Annotated in this window: 11 protein-coding genes; 5 read left to right on the top strand and 6 right to left on the bottom strand. The window is 72.4% G+C overall.

The genetic code is table 11. The annotated features are described in order from the left end of the window. Positions 1-209: 209 nt before the first annotated feature. The 4 genes from AB0959_RS51045 to AB0959_RS51030 all read right to left on the bottom strand — a co-directional run bounded on the left by AB0959_RS51045 (position 210) and on the right by AB0959_RS51030 (position 5,590). Positions 210-398, bottom strand: coding sequence for an acyl-CoA carboxylase subunit epsilon (locus AB0959_RS51045; RefSeq protein WP_366833861.1), 189 nt, complete (start codon positions 396-398; stop codon positions 210-212). Positions 399-466: 68 nt separating this feature from the next. Further along, a complete protein-coding gene (locus AB0959_RS51040) occupies positions 467-2,050 on the bottom strand; it encodes an acyl-CoA carboxylase subunit beta (RefSeq protein WP_366833860.1) in 1,584 nt (527 codons plus the stop codon). A 154-nt stretch (positions 2,051-2,204) separates the two neighbouring features. Beyond that, complete coding sequence (locus tag AB0959_RS51035; protein WP_366833858.1) at positions 2,205-4,625, bottom strand: polysaccharide lyase 8 family protein; 2,421 nt, start codon at positions 4,623-4,625, stop codon at positions 2,205-2,207. Between the two features lie 92 nt (positions 4,626-4,717). After that, positions 4,718-5,590, bottom strand: coding sequence for an SDR family NAD(P)-dependent oxidoreductase (locus AB0959_RS51030; RefSeq protein ID WP_366833857.1), 873 nt, complete (start codon positions 5,588-5,590; stop codon positions 4,718-4,720). 388 nt (positions 5,591-5,978) lie between these two features. On the opposite strand from AB0959_RS51030, the gene hpnR reads away from it, so the two are divergent. Next, the gene (gene hpnR, locus AB0959_RS51025) at positions 5,979-7,493 is read left to right on the top strand and encodes a hopanoid C-3 methylase HpnR (RefSeq protein ID WP_366833856.1); all 1,515 of its coding nucleotides are present in this window, start codon (positions 5,979-5,981) and stop codon (positions 7,491-7,493) included. 10 nt (positions 7,494-7,503) lie between these two features. Further along, positions 7,504-8,391 carry a DMT family transporter gene (locus AB0959_RS51020; RefSeq protein WP_366833855.1) on the top strand — a complete coding sequence of 296 codons (888 nt, stop codon included), beginning with the start codon at positions 7,504-7,506 and terminating at the stop codon, positions 8,389-8,391. A 306-nt stretch (positions 8,392-8,697) separates the two neighbouring features. On the opposite strand, the gene AB0959_RS51015 is transcribed toward AB0959_RS51020, so the two are convergent. After that, positions 8,698-10,104, bottom strand: coding sequence for a glycosyltransferase (locus AB0959_RS51015; RefSeq protein WP_366833854.1), 1,407 nt, complete (start codon positions 10,102-10,104; stop codon positions 8,698-8,700). Positions 10,105-10,251: 147 nt separating this feature from the next. Between AB0959_RS51015 and AB0959_RS51010 the strand changes: the two genes are divergently transcribed. Continuing rightward, the gene (locus AB0959_RS51010; RefSeq protein WP_366833853.1) at positions 10,252-10,884 is read left to right on the top strand and encodes a YceI family protein; all 633 of its coding nucleotides are present in this window, start codon (positions 10,252-10,254) and stop codon (positions 10,882-10,884) included. A gap of 9 nt (positions 10,885-10,893) precedes the next feature. On the opposite strand, the gene AB0959_RS51005 is transcribed toward AB0959_RS51010, so the two are convergent. Continuing rightward, on the bottom strand, positions 10,894-11,478 hold the full coding sequence (locus AB0959_RS51005) for a YdeI/OmpD-associated family protein (protein ID WP_366833852.1): 585 nt from the start codon (positions 11,476-11,478) through the stop codon (positions 10,894-10,896). A 139-nt stretch (positions 11,479-11,617) separates the two neighbouring features. On the opposite strand from AB0959_RS51005, the gene AB0959_RS51000 reads away from it, so the two are divergent. Both AB0959_RS51000 and AB0959_RS50995 read left to right on the top strand, forming a co-directional pair. Continuing rightward, positions 11,618-14,149, top strand: a complete 2,532-nt coding sequence (locus AB0959_RS51000) for a glycoside hydrolase family 3 N-terminal domain-containing protein (RefSeq protein WP_366833851.1) — start codon at positions 11,618-11,620, stop codon at positions 14,147-14,149. 69 nt (positions 14,150-14,218) lie between these two features. Then, the gene (locus AB0959_RS50995) at positions 14,219-15,592 is read left to right on the top strand and encodes a hypothetical protein (RefSeq protein WP_366833850.1); all 1,374 of its coding nucleotides are present in this window, start codon (positions 14,219-14,221) and stop codon (positions 15,590-15,592) included. The last annotated feature ends 94 nt before the right edge of the window (positions 15,593-15,686 follow it).

The raw sequence follows: 15,686 nt of genomic DNA, 5'->3' as shown, positions 1-15,686 counted from the left end.
CGCACCTGCTGGCCGAGGAGTTCCCCTCGTGCGCGGACCTCGCGGCGGCGATGCGACTGGTGTGGGCGCGGGGAACTGCGCGTTTCGAGGGGCGCGGGGCTGTGTCGATATGCGGCTCCGCCGCGCGGGCGCGGGCAACCACAACCGGCCCGCAGCCGACAAACATGCGTAAGGGCCCCCTCCAGGTGGAGGGGGCCCTTACGTGATGCTCAGCGCCAGCTGTGGGGCGCCCTGAAGCCGGGCTCGCGCTCGAGGCGGCGCCAGCCCGCCTTGAGGCGTCCACGGTGGACCGGAGCGGGCTCCTGCGCGGCCGCGCGGGCCATCAGGATGGCCGTGATCGCGGCGACTTCCTCGGGCTCGGCGTGGCCCTTCTCGACGCGGATATCAGGCAGGTTCATGGGTTCAGTCTCCGAGAGAGAGGTTTCCGCGGGGGTACCGCGAAGGATCCGCTGGGTTACCGGCAGGACTACTGCGGCGGGTTGCCGTGCTTGCGGGAGGGCAGGTCGGCGTGCTTGGTGTGCAGCATCGCCAGGGAGCGGATGAGGACCTCGCGCGTTTCGGCGGGGTCGATGACGTCGTCCACGAGGCCGCGTTCCGCCGCGTAGTACGGGTGCATGAGCTCGGACTTGTACTCCTTGACCATGCGCGCCCGCATCGCCTCGGGGTCCTCGGCGTCGGCGATCTGCCGGCGGAAGATGACGTTGGCCGCGCCCTCCGCGCCCATCACCGCGATCTCGTTCGTCGGCCACGCGTAGGTGAGGTCGGCACCGATGGACTGGCTGTCCATGACGATGTACGCACCTCCGTAGGCCTTGCGCAGGATCAGCGAGATCCTCGGCACGGTCGCGTTGCAGTAGGCGTAGAGGAGCTTCGCGCCGTGGCGGATGATCCCGCCGTGCTCCTGGTCGACGCCCGGGAGGAACCCGGGTACGTCCAGGAACGTGATGATCGGGATATTGAAAGCGTCGCACATCTGGACAAAGCGCGCAGCTTTCTCCGATGCCTCGATGTCCAGGACACCGGCCAGCGACTGCGGCTGGTTGGCCACGATGCCCACCACCTGGCCGTCCAGGCGGGCCAGGGCGCAGATGATGTTGCGGGCCCAGCGCTCGTGCACCTCGAGGTAGTCGCCGTCGTCGACGAGCTCCTCGATGACCTTGGCCATGTCGTAGGGGCGGTTGCCGTCCGCCGGGACCAGGTCCAGCAGTACGTCGGAACGCCGGTCCGCCGGGTCCGTGGACTCCGCGCGCGGCGGGTTCTCGCGGTTGTTCTGCGGGAGCATCGACAGGAGGTAGCGCACCTCGTGGATGCACGTCTCCTCGTCGTCGTAGGCGAAGTGGGCCACGCCGGACGTCTCGGCGTGGACGTCCGCGCCGCCGAGGCCGTTCTGGGTGATCTCCTCGCCGGTGACGGCCTTGACCACGTCGGGGCCGGTGATGAACATCTGCGAGGTGTCGCGGACCATGAACACGAAGTCGGTCAGGGCGGGGCTGTAGGCCGCGCCGCCCGCGCACGGGCCCAGCATCACGGAGATCTGCGGGATGACCCCGGAGGCCCTGGTGTTGCGCTGGAAGATGCCGCCGTAGCCGGCCAGCGCCGAGACGCCCTCCTGGATGCGGGCGCCCGCGCCGTCGTTGAGGGACACCAGGGGCGCCCCGGCCGCGATGGCCATGTCCATGATCTTGTGGATCTTCGTGGCGTGGGCCTCGCCCAGCGCGCCGCCGAAGATGCGGAAGTCGTGGGCGTAGACGAAGACCGTGCGGCCCTCGACCGTGCCCCAGCCGGTGATGACACCGTCGGTGTAGGGCTTCTTGGCCTCCAGGCCGAAACCGGTCGCCCGGTGCCGGCGCAGCTGCTCGACCTCGTTGAAGGATCCCGGGTCCAGGAGCAGCTCGATGCGCTCCCGCGCGGTCAGCTTGCCCTTGGCGTGCTGCGCCGCGGTCGCCTTCTCACTCGGTCCGGCCAGGGCCTGCGCACGGATCTCGTGGAGTTCGGCCACACGCCCGCGCGCGTCGGTGGGCTCGCTCGGCGCATCATCCAAAACGGTCATGTAGCGACCATACGAAGTCCACCAAGAAAAGCGGGCCGTCGACTCCGTACAGTCTCCGGCCCGTTTTCCTGGTACCACTGAACAGAACCAACCGCCCGTGCAGCCGATCCGACTGCTCAGAGGGCCTGTGCGTTGTCGGGGTCACACAAAGCGGTCAGGCGAGAGACACCTCACAAGTGTGGGTCGCGCATTCCGTCCCCGGAGTGACACGGAGGCGCAGACGGCGGCCCGCCGCCAGCGTCTCGACCGTCGGGTCCGCGCGGACGACGCTCCGCACGGGGCGGTCCCAGGTGGTCTCCAGGCTCTCGCCGGTCCGCGGCGGCTCGCTCACACAGAGCGTAGCGGTACGGCCCCGGACGCGGAGCAGCACACTCGCCGGTGCGGTGGTCGCGAGGGGGCCCGCGGTGCCCGGGGACCAGAAGGTGGCGGCAGTCAGGCCCAGGGAGCCGACATGGACCGCCTGGCGGCGGGCGTCGTTGGCGAGGACCGACAACCACCGGCGGTCGGCCGCGCGGGCGGCGACCTGGTGGCGGGAGGCGCCCGGCATGAGCACGTAGAGGTACCTCGCGTCCTCCGGGTCCGTGCCGTGGTCCAGCCAGAGGGTCTGCCAGTGCCGGGTGCGCCGTTCACTCGTACTGGTGGTGTTGATGTCGGACCAGGCTCCGGTGCGCTGCTCGCGGAGGGTGCGCGGCTCGTCCCCCGCCGGGAACACCCATCCCCCGTGGCCCTCCAGGTGGGCCCAGCCGCGCCGTACGGTGAACTCCTGCCCGCCGTGCTCCCCCAGGTTCCGGTTGTCGACCACCGTCTCGACGGGCACCCCGTCGGCGCAGGTGATGCCGGCGCCGAGGCAGACGACGGCGTCCTCGGCGCAGAACCACGACTTGCGGGCCTGGAGCGTCGAGCCGAGGCCCCTGAGGTGCTGGCCGATCGCCGCGTACGTGCCGTCCGTGGTCCCGCCGACCCACTGGACGGCGGGCCGGGGCTCGCCCCACTCGCCGCCCTCCTTGTCGGCGAGACGCCTGGTGGAGACGGTGGTGCCGGGCAGCCGGTACCAGTCGACGGTGGGCCAGTACCAGTCCGTGTACTGGTCGGACCGGTCGGACCGGTCGGACCGGTCGGGCTGGTCGGGCTGGTCGGGCTGGTCGGACCGCTCTGATCCCCGCCCTGCCCCGGTCGGCCACCAGAGTGTCATTCCCGCACCCGTGTGCCAGCCGCGCGGGTTCTCGCCGTTGCCGCACTCGTAGTGCGCGATCCGCTCGGAGGCCATGGAGACGCTCGCCACGAAGCCGGGGCGGCGGTGGACCGCGCGGTCCATGGCGGCGAAGAGGTGGTGGCCGACGGGATCGGGCGCGGCCGGCACGGAGGAGCTCGCGACCGCGTGCAGCCGGGCCAGGTCGGCGACCCCGAACTGGCGGGCCGTGAGGATCGGGGTCACCGTGTCCCGTTCGATCCAGCCCTTGATGCGCCCGTACCAGCGTTCGCGCTCGGCGGCACCGGCGCCCGCCGCCAGCAGGGCCATCGCCGCGATGAGCATCTGCCCGTGGTAGTGGTCACCGCGCATCACGCGCAGCTCGTCGCCCTTGAGATGGCCGCGGCTGATGGCGCGGCCGTTGACGGTGTCCATGACCAGGCCGTCATGGATGAGGGGTGCGTAGGCGTGCTCGACGCTGTCGAGGATGATCTGCCTGTTCGGGTCGGTCACCTCCCAGCTCGACCCGGCGAGCAGCGCGAAGAGCCGGCCCAGGCCGTCGAGCATGACCTGCCCGTACGTCCCTGAGTACGCCACCCACGTGTGCTGGACGAACGAGCCGTCCGCGTACAGCCCGTCCCCCTTCGTGACGTAGGGGAAGACCGGGGAGAGGGCGTCCCGCGCCAGCGCGATCTTCTCCGGGGCGCGGCCGAGGATGCCCCGCAGGACGACCGAGCGGCAGAGGTCGACGCGGTTGGCGCCGGTGGAGGTGCCCGAGTAGTCGCGGAGCATCGTGTCGGGGATGAAGTGGTCGACCGCGGCGCAGGCGGCGGCGCGGCGGTCGTCCGTCAGCTTGTCGTGGAGTGCGGCCACGATGTCGGTCAGGAGGCGGGGGCTGCCGATCTGCCACTCCCACCAGTTGCCGTAGCGGGTGGTGGAGGGGTTGTAGACCGTCACGGAGAGGTGGTCGAGTCCGCGCAGGACGTCCGCGAGCAGCCCCTCGTCGCCGGTGAGCCCGGTGCCCTCCTGTAAGTACGCCTGCGTCATCGTCCACAGGCGGCTGTAGCTCCCGGTGATGCCGGACGGCGGGTCGAAGGGGTGGCCCGGCCAGAGGGAGGTGGGCGTGGGTGCCATCGCGGCCCTGAAGGCGCGGGCGAGTTCACCGGTCTCCCTCAGGCGGGTCGCGTACGGCTCGGCGGCCGGGTCGTAGCCGGTACCCAGGGAGATGTCGAGCCAGCGGCGGCGGAGGGCGTTGTACTCGTCGTCTCCGTCGGCGGCGTTCGGGGTGGGGGCGGCGTGTCCGGGGGCGGCGTGTCCGGGGGGCGCTCCGGTGACGGTCGCCGCGAGGGCGACGGCGAGCAGGAGGGCTCGGCGATTGAGAGTCATTCCCTGGCCTCTACCACCACGGCGGTCACGTGGGAACCGTGCGTTCGGCCGTTCGGCCGTTCAGCCGTTCAGCCGTTCAGCCTTGGTGCGGCTCAGCCGAAGCGGTCCAGGAGCCGTCGGTACACCGCCGGGGCCACGCCGCGTACCCGGCCCGGCAGGACCAGCCACGACGGCACGTACACGTCGTCTCGTCCCCGGCGGACGGCGTCCCAGACCGCGCCCGCGACCCTGCCGGGTGAGGTGGGCCGCGGCCGGGTGCGCTGGTAGGGAGTGCCGCGCCGTTCGAAGAAGGCCGTGTCCACCGGTCCGGGCACGACGTGCGTCACCCCCACGCCGGTCCCCCGCAGCTCCTGTCGGAGCGCCTCGGCGAACGCGGCCACCCCGGCCTTGGCCGCCGAGTACACCGCCTCGTTGCGCACCCCCACGATCCCCGCGACCGAGCCGACGAGCACCACGCGCCCCCGCCCCGCCGCCACCATGGCGGGCAGGACCTCCCGTACGAGGTGGAGCGTGGCGTTGAGGTCCACGGTCAGCACCCGGTGGATGGCCGTGTGCGGCATGGTGGTGAAGGGGCCGGCCCAGCCGATGCCCGCCCCGGCGACCAGGAGGTCGATCCGGCCGGCCGCGCCCAGCGCGGACTCGGCCAGCAGCCGGGGGCCGTCCGGGGTGGCGAGGTCACCGGGCAGGACGATCCCCGACGTCCCGGCGGCCGTCTTCTCCAGACCCCGCTCGTCACGCCCGTTCAGCAGGACCTGCCAGCCGCCCTCGGCGAAGCGCTGGGCCGTGGCGGCGCCGATCCCCGAGGACGCCCCGGTGACCAGGGCCACCCGCACGTCCCGTGGCGGGGCCGCCCGGCGGTCCCACGCCAGGGAGGGCCCGGTTCCGGTGCGGCGGGGTACGGCCATGGCCGCCGGGGGCACGGCCGTGGCCGCCTGGGGGTCGTAGGTGGAGCCGGTGGGTGTCACGAGTCGGTCTCCCTGCGCTGTCGGTCTGCGCTGTCGGTCGAGGGCTGCGTTCGGCGGTCGGCGGCTCGGTGTCGTGAGTTCCCCTTCCCGGACGACGTTCCCGGACGGCGGTGGAACGGCACGGGGCGCCCCTGAGACGCCCTGCGGCGAACCCCCCGTCAGATCCCTGGAGACCACGGCGAAACACCGTTCCATCGTCGGCACACCGGCCGCACGCTCCCGGAGCCCCGTACCCGACGCGGCAAAACCACCCTTGCGCGCCGGGCGGTGCCGCCAGGCGGCCGTATGGGCGGTACACCGCCGCGGAATGCCGGGATACGAAGGGGACACCCGCCGTTCCGAGGACGCCCGCGTCCCGGTTCGTTCCGCCGCACGTGCCGAGGTGACCATGCGTTTGCTGCTCGTCCACCCCAGCGCCCTGATGTACTCCCAGATCTTCCTGCGACTCGAACCGCTGGGGCTGGAGCGCGTGGCGGGCGCCGCCCGCGACGCCGGCCACGACGTGCGTGTGGTGGACCTCCAGGTGCTCGGCCGGAACCAGCTGATGAGCGAGCTGAGGTCATTCCGGCCTCAGGCCCTCGGCATCTCGCTGAACTACCTGGCGAACATCCCGGAGGCCATCGACCTGGCCGCGGAAGTGAAGGCCTCTCTGCCGGACTGTTTCGTCTTCTTCGGCGGCCACAGTGTCTCCTTCGTCGCCGAGGACGTGCTGGAGCAGGCCGAGGGAGCGGTGGACGCGGTGGTCCGCGGCGAGGGCGAGCCGGCGATCGGCCCGCTGCTGGAGGCGGTCCGCGACGGAGGGGTGGACGGCGTCCCCGGGGTCGTCACCGCCGCCGGGCGCGGCCCCGCGCCCCTGATGCTGCACGGCATCGACGACCCGCTCCCGGCCCGGGACCTGATGCGGAACCGCCGCCGCTACTTCATCGGCGAGCTCGACCCGTGCGCCTCCATCGAGTTCACCCGCGGCTGCCCGTGGGACTGCTCGTTCTGTTCCGCGTGGACGTTCTACGGTCGCAGCTACCGCAAGGCGTCACCAGAAGCGGCGGCCGAGGACCTGGCGCGCGTCCGCGAGCCCAACGTGTTCATCGTCGACGACGTCGCCTTCATCCGGCCCGAGCACGGCAACGCCATCGCCGCCGAGGTGGAACGCCGCCGTATCCGCAAGCAGTACTACCTGGAGACCCGCAGCGACGTCCTGCTGCGCCACCCCGAGGTCTTCGAACGGTGGGCGCGGCTGGGGCTGCGTTACATGTTCCTCGGGATGGAGGCCATCGACGCCGAGGGGCTCGACCTCTACCGCAAGCGGGTCAGCCCCGACGAGAACTTCCGGGCGCTGCAGACGGCCCGCCGCATGGGGATCAGGGTCGCCATCAACCTGATCGTCGACCCGTCGTGGGACGAGGAACGCTTCCGGGTCGTCCGCGAGTTCGCCCTGTCCGTACCGGAGATCGTCCACTTCACCGTGATGACGCCGTATCCGGGGACGGAGATCTGGCACACGGAGTCGCGGCGCCTGACCACCCGCGACTACCGCCTCTTCGACATCCAGCACGCGGTGGTCCCCACGAAGCTCCCACTGAAGCGCTTCTACGAGGAGCTCGTGCGCACCCAGGCCGTGATCAACCGCAAGCACCTGGGGCTGCGCACCGCCTTCGGCGCGGCCCGTGTCCTGACCGGAAACCTGCTGCGCGGCCAGACCAACTTCGCCCGCATGCTGTGGAAGTTCAACCAGGTCTACAACCCGAGCCGCCAGCTCGCGGACCACGGTATGCCCGTCCGCTACGAGCTGCCTCTGCCCCAGCCGGTCGACGTCGGTGACCGGCGCCGTCTGTACGTCCACACGCGGGAATCGCGGGAATCGCGGGAAGGGACACAGGCCGCCGACCGGGCGAAGACGGAGTAGACGAAGCAGCGTGCCCGTCGCCGTACTCGCCTCGCTCGCCGCCGCCGTCTGCTTCGCCGTGGCCGGGGTGCTCCAGCAGCGGGCCGCGAGCGCGCGACCGGACGAGGAGGCGCTGTCGCTCCGTCTGCTGGGACAGCTGGTGCGGGACCGGATCTGGCGCTACGGCATCGGGCTGGCCGTTCTCGCCTACGGCTTCCAGTCCCTGGCGCTGGCGTTCGGCCCGCTCAGCCTGGTGCAGCCGCTGATCGTCACCGAGCTGATCTTCGCCGTCCCGCTCTCCGCACGGCTGTACCGCGTACGGCTCGGGCCCCGGGAGTGGTTCGGCACCCTCGCGGTGGCGTTCGGCCTGGCCCTGGCCCTTGCCTCCGCCCGCCCGCACGGGGGCCACCCGGGGGCGGCGGACCTTCTCTCCTGGCTACTGATCCTGGGCGCGACCGGTGCGCTGGTCTGCGGTGCGCTGGCTCTCTCGCGGCTGCTGTCCGGGCCGTGGCGGGCGTCGGCGGTGGCGCTGGCGGGCGGGGCGGTCATGGGTACGCAGTCCGTGCTGCTGGCCGCGACGGTGGGGCGGCTGCGGCATGGGCTCGACGCGGTGTTCTCCGCCTGGCAGACGTACGCGCTCGTGGTCGCGAGTCTGGGGGGCCTGCTGCTCGTCCAGAGCGCGTTCCAGCAGGGGCCGCTGGCGGCGAGTCTGACGGTCATCGACGCGACGGAGCCGGTGGTGGCGGTTGTCGTGGGGGTCGTGGTCTTCGGCGAGGTGGTGCGTGCCGGGTTTCCCGTGACCGCGTTCACCGCCGTGGGGCTGGTTCTGGTGGCGGCCGGGATCGTGAGCCTGGACTCTTCTCGGCTGATCGGTGCGTTGCGTGGGGGGCGTGGGGTGGGTGGGGGGCGGGAGGTGTGACGGGGGGGCGCTGTCCGTGCCGGGGCGGCGGGGCCAGGGTTCTCGCCCCCGCCGCCCCTACCCGTCCCACCTCCAGGGGCTCCGCCCCTTCGACCCCGCTCGGGGCTCCGCCCCGGACCCCGCTTCGGTGGCTCCGCCCCCGGACCCCCGCTCCTCAAACGCCGGAGGGGCTGGATGGTGCGGGGCAGCGCTGTCTTTCCCGGCCGGGGCTGGGTTTCCCGCCGGGGCTCGGCTTCCGGCGGGGGCTTAGATTCTCCGCCTAGGCCAGGGACATCCAGCCCGTCCGGCGATTGAGGACGAGGCCGTTCAGGCCGATCGGGGGTCGGGGGGCGGAGCCCCCGGGGACGGGACGGGTAGGGGCGGCGGGGGCGCGAAAACCGGTGCCGCACCCGGCATCCAGACAGGCAGCAGGTCCTCCGCCAGCACCCGGTCCCACGAAGGGTGAACGTCCCTGGCCGTGGCCACCGCCCGCCGCCGCATCGCCTCAAGCAACCCCGGACAGTCGACCAGCCCGCCCAGCGCGTCCGCCCACCCCCACACGTCGTCGGACCGTACGACGACACCGTCCCGCCCCGGCGCGGCCAGCCACTGCGTGGTCCGCGCCCCCTCGGGCAGGACGACGGCGAGACCGCTGGCCATCGCCTCGGCGACGACGTTGCCGCACGTCTCGGTACGGGACGGGAACCCGAAGACGTCGCAGCCCGCGTACACCCGCGCGAGCCGCTCCTGCGGCAGCGCCCCCAACAGAGTGACGTCCCCGCCGAGAACACTCCGCACCGCCCCCGCCTCCGCACCGGAACCCACCATCACGGCGTGCACGCCACTGCCCCGCTCCCGCAGCAGCCGCAGACTCTCGGCCAGCAACGGCACCCGCTTCGACGCGTCCAGCCGTCCGGCGAAGAGAACGAGCCGACGGTCCGTCGGCACCCCGTGCTCACGGGCGAGCCACGCCCGAGCCGTACCGTCGGGACGGAATCGGGCGTGGTCGATGCCACGGCGCAACAGCGAGACCCTGTCCGTGCCCAGGGTCCGGGCGAGCTCCTCGCATCCCGCGGGCGTGGGGACCAGCACCCGGTCACAGCCCCGCAACAGCCGGTCGCGCCGCCGCCGCGCCCACGCCCCCGCCCGGCCCGCCGCCCATTCCGCCGCCCGGTCCGACGCGCCGCCCGGCATCCGCTCCGGGTCCCGTCGCGCAGGCAGGGCGGTCACCGCCCGGTCGGCGAGGTAGCGGGTGTACACCGACGCCAGCGCCGGGACGTCCGTGTGGACGGAACCGACGACCCTCGGCCGTCCGGCGCCCTTCCGTGCCGCGCGCCGGGCCAGCCGGGCGGCGGTGGTGGAGTACGCGAAGCAGTGCGTCAGGTGCCACACGTCGTGCCGGGGAAGCAGGGTCGCGAGGCGCGGGTGGTGGGGAGCGAGATCGGACACGTCCTCGGCGCCGTCGGCCGACGTCAGGGCGGCGGTGCTCAGTACGGGTCGCAGCATGACCAACCGCACCCGTGGCGACAGGATCTCGACCCGCTCCCGTGCTCCGAGGAAGTAGACGGTCAGGTCCAGCCCGGGGTCCCCGGGGACGGAGTCAGGAAGACTGGCGGCGCTCTCCGCGAAGCGCTCCCAGCACTTGACGTGCCCGCCCGCCGTGCCGCTCCGCACGAGTTCGACCAGGACCGCGACCGAGACCGGGGCCGAGACCCGGGGCGAGCCGGATTCCATGATCGCCGAGTACCACTCCGGCCAGTGGTCCAATCTGCGTCCACGAAAGAGCCCCTCCAGGAAGTTGAAAGTTGAACGGGAATAGGTCTACGGTGGGCGCCGTTGAGGTCGTTAAACATTCAACAAACCAGGAGCAGGGAGCACGTCATGAGCATCTTCGGCCGCAAGAACAGCACCACCGAGACCACGACCGGCACCACCACCGCCACCGCGCCCACCGCGCCCGTGAACCCGGCCCTCACGGCACTGACCGGCGAATACACCCTCGACCCGGCCCACTCGACGATCGGCTTCGTGGCCCGCCACGCCATGGTCACCAACGTCAAGGGCGGATTCCTCGACTTCTCCGGGGCGCTGCACCTGGACGGCACGGACCCGGCGCGGTCCACCGCCTCGATCGACGTCAAGATGGACAGCATCGACACGGGCTCCGCCGACCGCGACGGTCACCTCAAGAGCGCGGACTTCTTCAAGACGGAGGAGTTCCCCACGATGACGTTCCGCTCCACCACGGCGGAGGCCCTCGGCGGTGACGACTACCGCATCACCGGTGACCTCACCATCCTCGGCACCACCAGGCCCCTGACGATCGACCTGGAGTTCAACGGCGCCGCCAAGGACCCCTTCGGCAACGAGCGCGTCGGCTTCGAGGGCAAGGCCGAGATCCTCCGCTCCGAGTGGGGCCTCACCTGGAACGCGGCCCTGGAGACCGGCGGCGTCCTGGTCTCCGACAGGATCAAGCTGGTCTTCGACATCTCCGCGATCAGGAACGCGAGCTGAAAGGGCGTCTCACCGGGGGCCCGGACGCCGAACCTCGCCCAGCCCGGCGACCGCCGCCGCGAGCCGGGTGGCCCGGAGTTCGGGCGTACGGGCCTTCAGCAGGCCCAGCATGACGAGGTACCGATCCGTCCTGCCGAGCCGCTCGAAGGCCTGCCGGGCGCGAGGGTTCCGTTCCAGGGCCCGGGCGAGATCCTCCGGCACGGTGGCGTCGCGCTGCGACTCGTAGGCCGCGGACCAGCGCCCGTCCGCCCGGGCGGCGCTCACCTCGGCGAGGCCGCCGGGCCGCATCCGCCCGGCGGCGGTGAGCTCCTCGACCCTGCGCACGTTCACCAGGGACCAGTCGCTGCGGGGCCTGCGCGGGGTGATCCGCTGCAGGAAGTACGACGCGTCGAGCCGACTGCGGTTGCCCGTGATCCAGCCGTGGCACAGCGCCACGTCGTTGACGTCCCGAGCGCTCACCGAACGCAACCCCGCCCCCTTCTTCGCCACCTTCACCCAGAGGCCGGGGTGCGGGGCGGGATGCGCGGCCAGCCAGGCGTCGAGCTGGTCCGCGTCGTCGAATGCCCGGACCTCGGTGTCCTGGAGGGTGGTCATGCGAGCACGGTAGGCGGGATATAGGTCAGTTTCTGTCCTCTGGGGCTCTCGTAGCCGCAAACCCGCCCCCAACCCGCCACCTCCAGCCCCTCCGCCAGTTGATCAGGCGGTCCTGGAGTTTGCGGCGAAGGGAAAACCGATGCGGGCCTCACCGGCAAGCACCACGCGGGCCTCACGCTCCCCGCTGCTCGGCCCCCCAAGGGCCCTAACGACCGTCCGAAGGAGAGCTCTCCTCACCGCGGCCACCCTCCTGACCGGTCTCCTCCCCCTCGGCCCCGGCTCCACCGCCCGCGCCGCCGATCCCGCCCGCGTGGTCACCGACGCTCCCGTGCACTCCGTGCAGGAGGGCGGCACGGCGACGATCCGGGTCTCCGTCACCGGTACGGTCGCCGAGCCCGTCACCGTCACGTACGCGACCACGGGCGGCGGCACCGCCTCCGCGAGCGACCACGCGCCGGTCGAGGGCACCGTCACCTTCCCGCCCGGCACCCCCTCCGGTACGACCCGCGGCATCGTCGTACGAACGCTGCGCGACGCGTCCCCCGAGACCGCCGAGACCATCCCCCTGAAGCTCACCGTCACCGGCGCGGCGGCTCCCGCTGAGGACCCCCGGGTCGTGATCGACGCCCACGGGCTCCCGTATCTGGATCCGAAGCTGCCGGTGCGGAAGCGGGTCGCCGATCTGGTGTCCCGTATGTCGCCGGCCGAGAAGGCCGGCCAGATGACGCAGGCCGAGCGGGGTGCCCTCGCCTCGCCGGACGACATCACGGCCTACGACCTCGGCTCGCTGGTCTCCGGCGGCGGCTCGACCCCGGCGCCCAACACGCCCGAGGGCTGGGCGGACATGATCGACGGCTTCCAGCTCCGCACCCGGGCGACCAGGCTGCAGATCCCGCTCGTCTACGGTGTGGACGCGGTGCACGGCCACAACAACCTGGCCGGTGCCACGATCACCCCGCACAACATCGGCATCGGCGCCTCCCGCGATCCCCGGCTCGCCCACGACACGGGCAGGGTGACCGCCGCCGAGACCCGGGCCACCGGCGTCCCCTGGGACTTCGCGCCCTGTCTGTGCGTGACGCGGGACGAGCGGTGGGGGCGGACGTACGAGTCGTTCGGCGAGGACCCCGCGCTCGTCGAGTCCATGGAGACGGTCGTGCAGGGGCTCCAGGGCGCCCGCGACGGGCGGGACCTGGACCGCGGCGACCGTGTCCTCGCCACCGCCAAGCACTTCGTCGGCGACGGCGGCACCGCGTACGGCTCGTCCACCACCGGGACCTACACCGTCGACCAGGGCGTCACCACGGTCACGCGGCGGCAGCTGGAGGCGGTGCACCTCGCGCCGTACCGGGACGCCGTGGACCGGGGGGTGGGATCGGTCATGCCGTCGTTCTCGTCGCTCGACATCGTCGGCGACGGCAGGGGCGCGGTGAAGATGCACGCCCGTGCCGACATGATCAACGGCGTGCTCAAGGACCGCATGGGCTTCGACGGCTTCGTCGTCAGCGACTGGCAGGCCATCGACCAGATCCCCGGCGACTACGCGAGCGACGTCCGTACGTCGGTCAACGCGGGCCTCGACATGATCATGGTTCCGTACGCGTACCAGGACTTCCACCGGACGCTGGTCGCCGAGGTGGAGGCCGGGCGGATCAGCGAGCGGCGGATCGACGACGCGGTGTCCCGCATCCTCACGCAGAAGTTCCGGCTCGGGCTCTTCGAGAAGCCGTACGCCGACCGTGGCGGGATCAAGAGCATCGGTTCGCCCGCGCACCAGGCCGTGGCGCGCGAGGCCGCCGCCAAGTCCCAGGTCCTGCTGAAGAACTCGGTCGGCGTGCTGCCGCTGAGGACGTCCCAGAAGGTGTACGTGGCCGGGTCCAACGCCGACGACCTCGGCAACCAGACCGGCGGCTGGACCCTCACCTGGCAGGGCTCCTCCGGCGACATCACCAAGGGCACGACGATCCTGGAGGGGATGCGGAACGCCGGGGGTGACGTCACGTACTCGAAGGACGCGTCGGCGCCCACCGCCGGTCATGACGTCGGTGTGGTGGTCGTGGGCGAGACCCCGTACACCGAGGGCGCGGGCGACGTCGGCAACGGGCACGACCTGGAGCTGAGCGCCGCCGACAGGGCCGCCGTGGACAGGGTGTGCGGTGCCATGAGGTGCGCGGTGCTGATCGTCTCCGGACGTCCCCAGCTCATCGGCGACCGGCTCGGCGACATCGACGCCCTCGTCGCCTCCTGGCTGCCCGGCTCGGAGGGCGACGGCGTGGCGGACGTGCTGTACGGCAGGCGCCCGTTCACCGGGCAGCTGCCGCTCACCTGGCCGAGGTCCCAGGCACAGTTGCCGATCAACGTCGGCGACACGGCGTACGACCCGCAGTTCCCGTACGGCTGGGGCCTGACGACTCTCACCAGGGCGGGCTCCGAGGGCGGCTCGCTGCGGACCCTCGCGCTCGTGGCCCGGGCGGCGGAGCGTACGAGGTCCCATGACACCGGCCGAGCGGTCGTGACCCGGGCCCGGCTGATCACACAGGCGAGGATCATCGCGGGCGGCGGTGTCACGCCGGCGGCCGCGAAACCCTTCGCCGAGGCCGACCGCCTGCTGACGACCGGCCGGTACGGGGCGGCGCTGGCCAGGCTGGCGGACGCGTACCGGGCGGCGTGACGGTATGCGCCATCGGGACTTCAGCAGCCGTATCGTCCCTTTTGACCTGTGGGATGTAGCGTCGACACTATGAACGCTGCACTCGTTCGCGGTCTTCTGCGCCTGCTGGTCGCTCCGCTCGTCGCGGTGCTGGCGGTGCTGGCGGTGCTCTCGGTCGGTACGTCCACCGCGTACGCGGCCACCGACGTGTCCGAGATCGCCAAGTCCCTGCGCAAGGGTCCCGTGTACGTCGATCCGGCGGCCACCGACCAGCTGTCCGGCTCGGACGCCCAAGCGCTGGCCGACAAGATCAGGGACGCGGACAAGCCGATCTTCGTGGCGGTCCTTCCGGCGGGCTTCCCGACCCAGAACCTCTTCGCCAAGCTCCGCACGGAAACGGGCATCACCGGTCTGTACGGCGTCCGTCTCGGCGACCGCTTCGACGCGCGGGCCGACAGCAGCGTGCTGAGCCGGCAGGCGGTGGGCAACCTCGTCACCACCGTCCAGGGCGCGGGTGACGCCAAGGCCCAGCTCAACGACTTCGTCGACGACGCGCTGCGCGGCGGCGTCGGCGGTTCGGCGCCGTCCAGTTGGAGCGGGGGCGGCGGTGACCCGGGCGTGAACGCGGGCACCCTGGCCGCTGTCGGCGCGGTCATCGCGGCGGGCGCCGCGAGCGCGTACGCCGTGGTCCGCCGGAGCCGTCGCCGCAAGGAGGAGGAGCGGCGTGCGGCGCTGGAGAAGCTGCGTGTCGTGGTCGACGAGGACATCACCGCCTTCGGTGAGGAACTCGACCGCCTCGACTTCCACCCTGCGGAGGCGGGCGCGGACGACGCCATGCGGGCGGACTACGAGCGGGCGCTGGACGCGTACGAGCGGGCGAAGTCGTTCATGGCCGCGGCCCAGCGGCCCGAGGAGGTGCGGGGGGTCACCCAGGCCCTCGAGGACGGCCGGTTCTCGCTCGCCCTGCTGGCCGCGCGCCGTGAGCGCCGCCCGCTGCCCGACCGCCGCGCGCCCTGCTTCTTCGACCCGCGGCACGGCCCGTCGGTGGCCGACGCGACCTGGACCCCCGACGGCGGCACCGCGCGGGAGGTTCCGGTCTGCGCGGCCGACCAGGCCCGGCTGGCCGACGGCCTGGACCCGATGGTCCGCGAGGTGGACACGGCCTCCGGCCGCCGCCCGTACTGGGACGCCGGCCCGGCCTACGGTCCCTGGGCGGGCGGCTACTTCGGCGGCGGCATCCTGCCGGGCCTGCTGATCGGCACGCTGCTCGGCCACGTGATGGCCGCCCCGTCGTACGGCGCGGTGTACGGCGCCGGTTACGGCGACTTCGGCGGCGGCGGCTTCGACGGCGGGGACGTCTCGGGCGCGGACTTCAACCCCGACGACTTCTCCGGCGGCTTCGGCGGAGGGGACTTCGGCGGGGGCGACTTTGGAGGCGGCGGAGACTTCGGCGGAGGTTTCTGACGCTGGGCGTGCTCCCCGGGACCGTGTGGCCGTCCCGGGGAGCCCGCCTGTCAGCCGGTGGTCGTCCGTCAGCCGGGCGCCTCGGGCAGCCCGG

It is taken from the genome of Streptomyces sp. NPDC046862 (genome assembly GCF_040704615.1).
GTDB lineage: Bacteria > Actinomycetota > Actinomycetes > Streptomycetales > Streptomycetaceae > Streptomyces.
The sequence above is the reverse complement of the archived record's forward strand: the minus strand, read 5'-3'. Positions and strand labels throughout refer to the sequence as shown.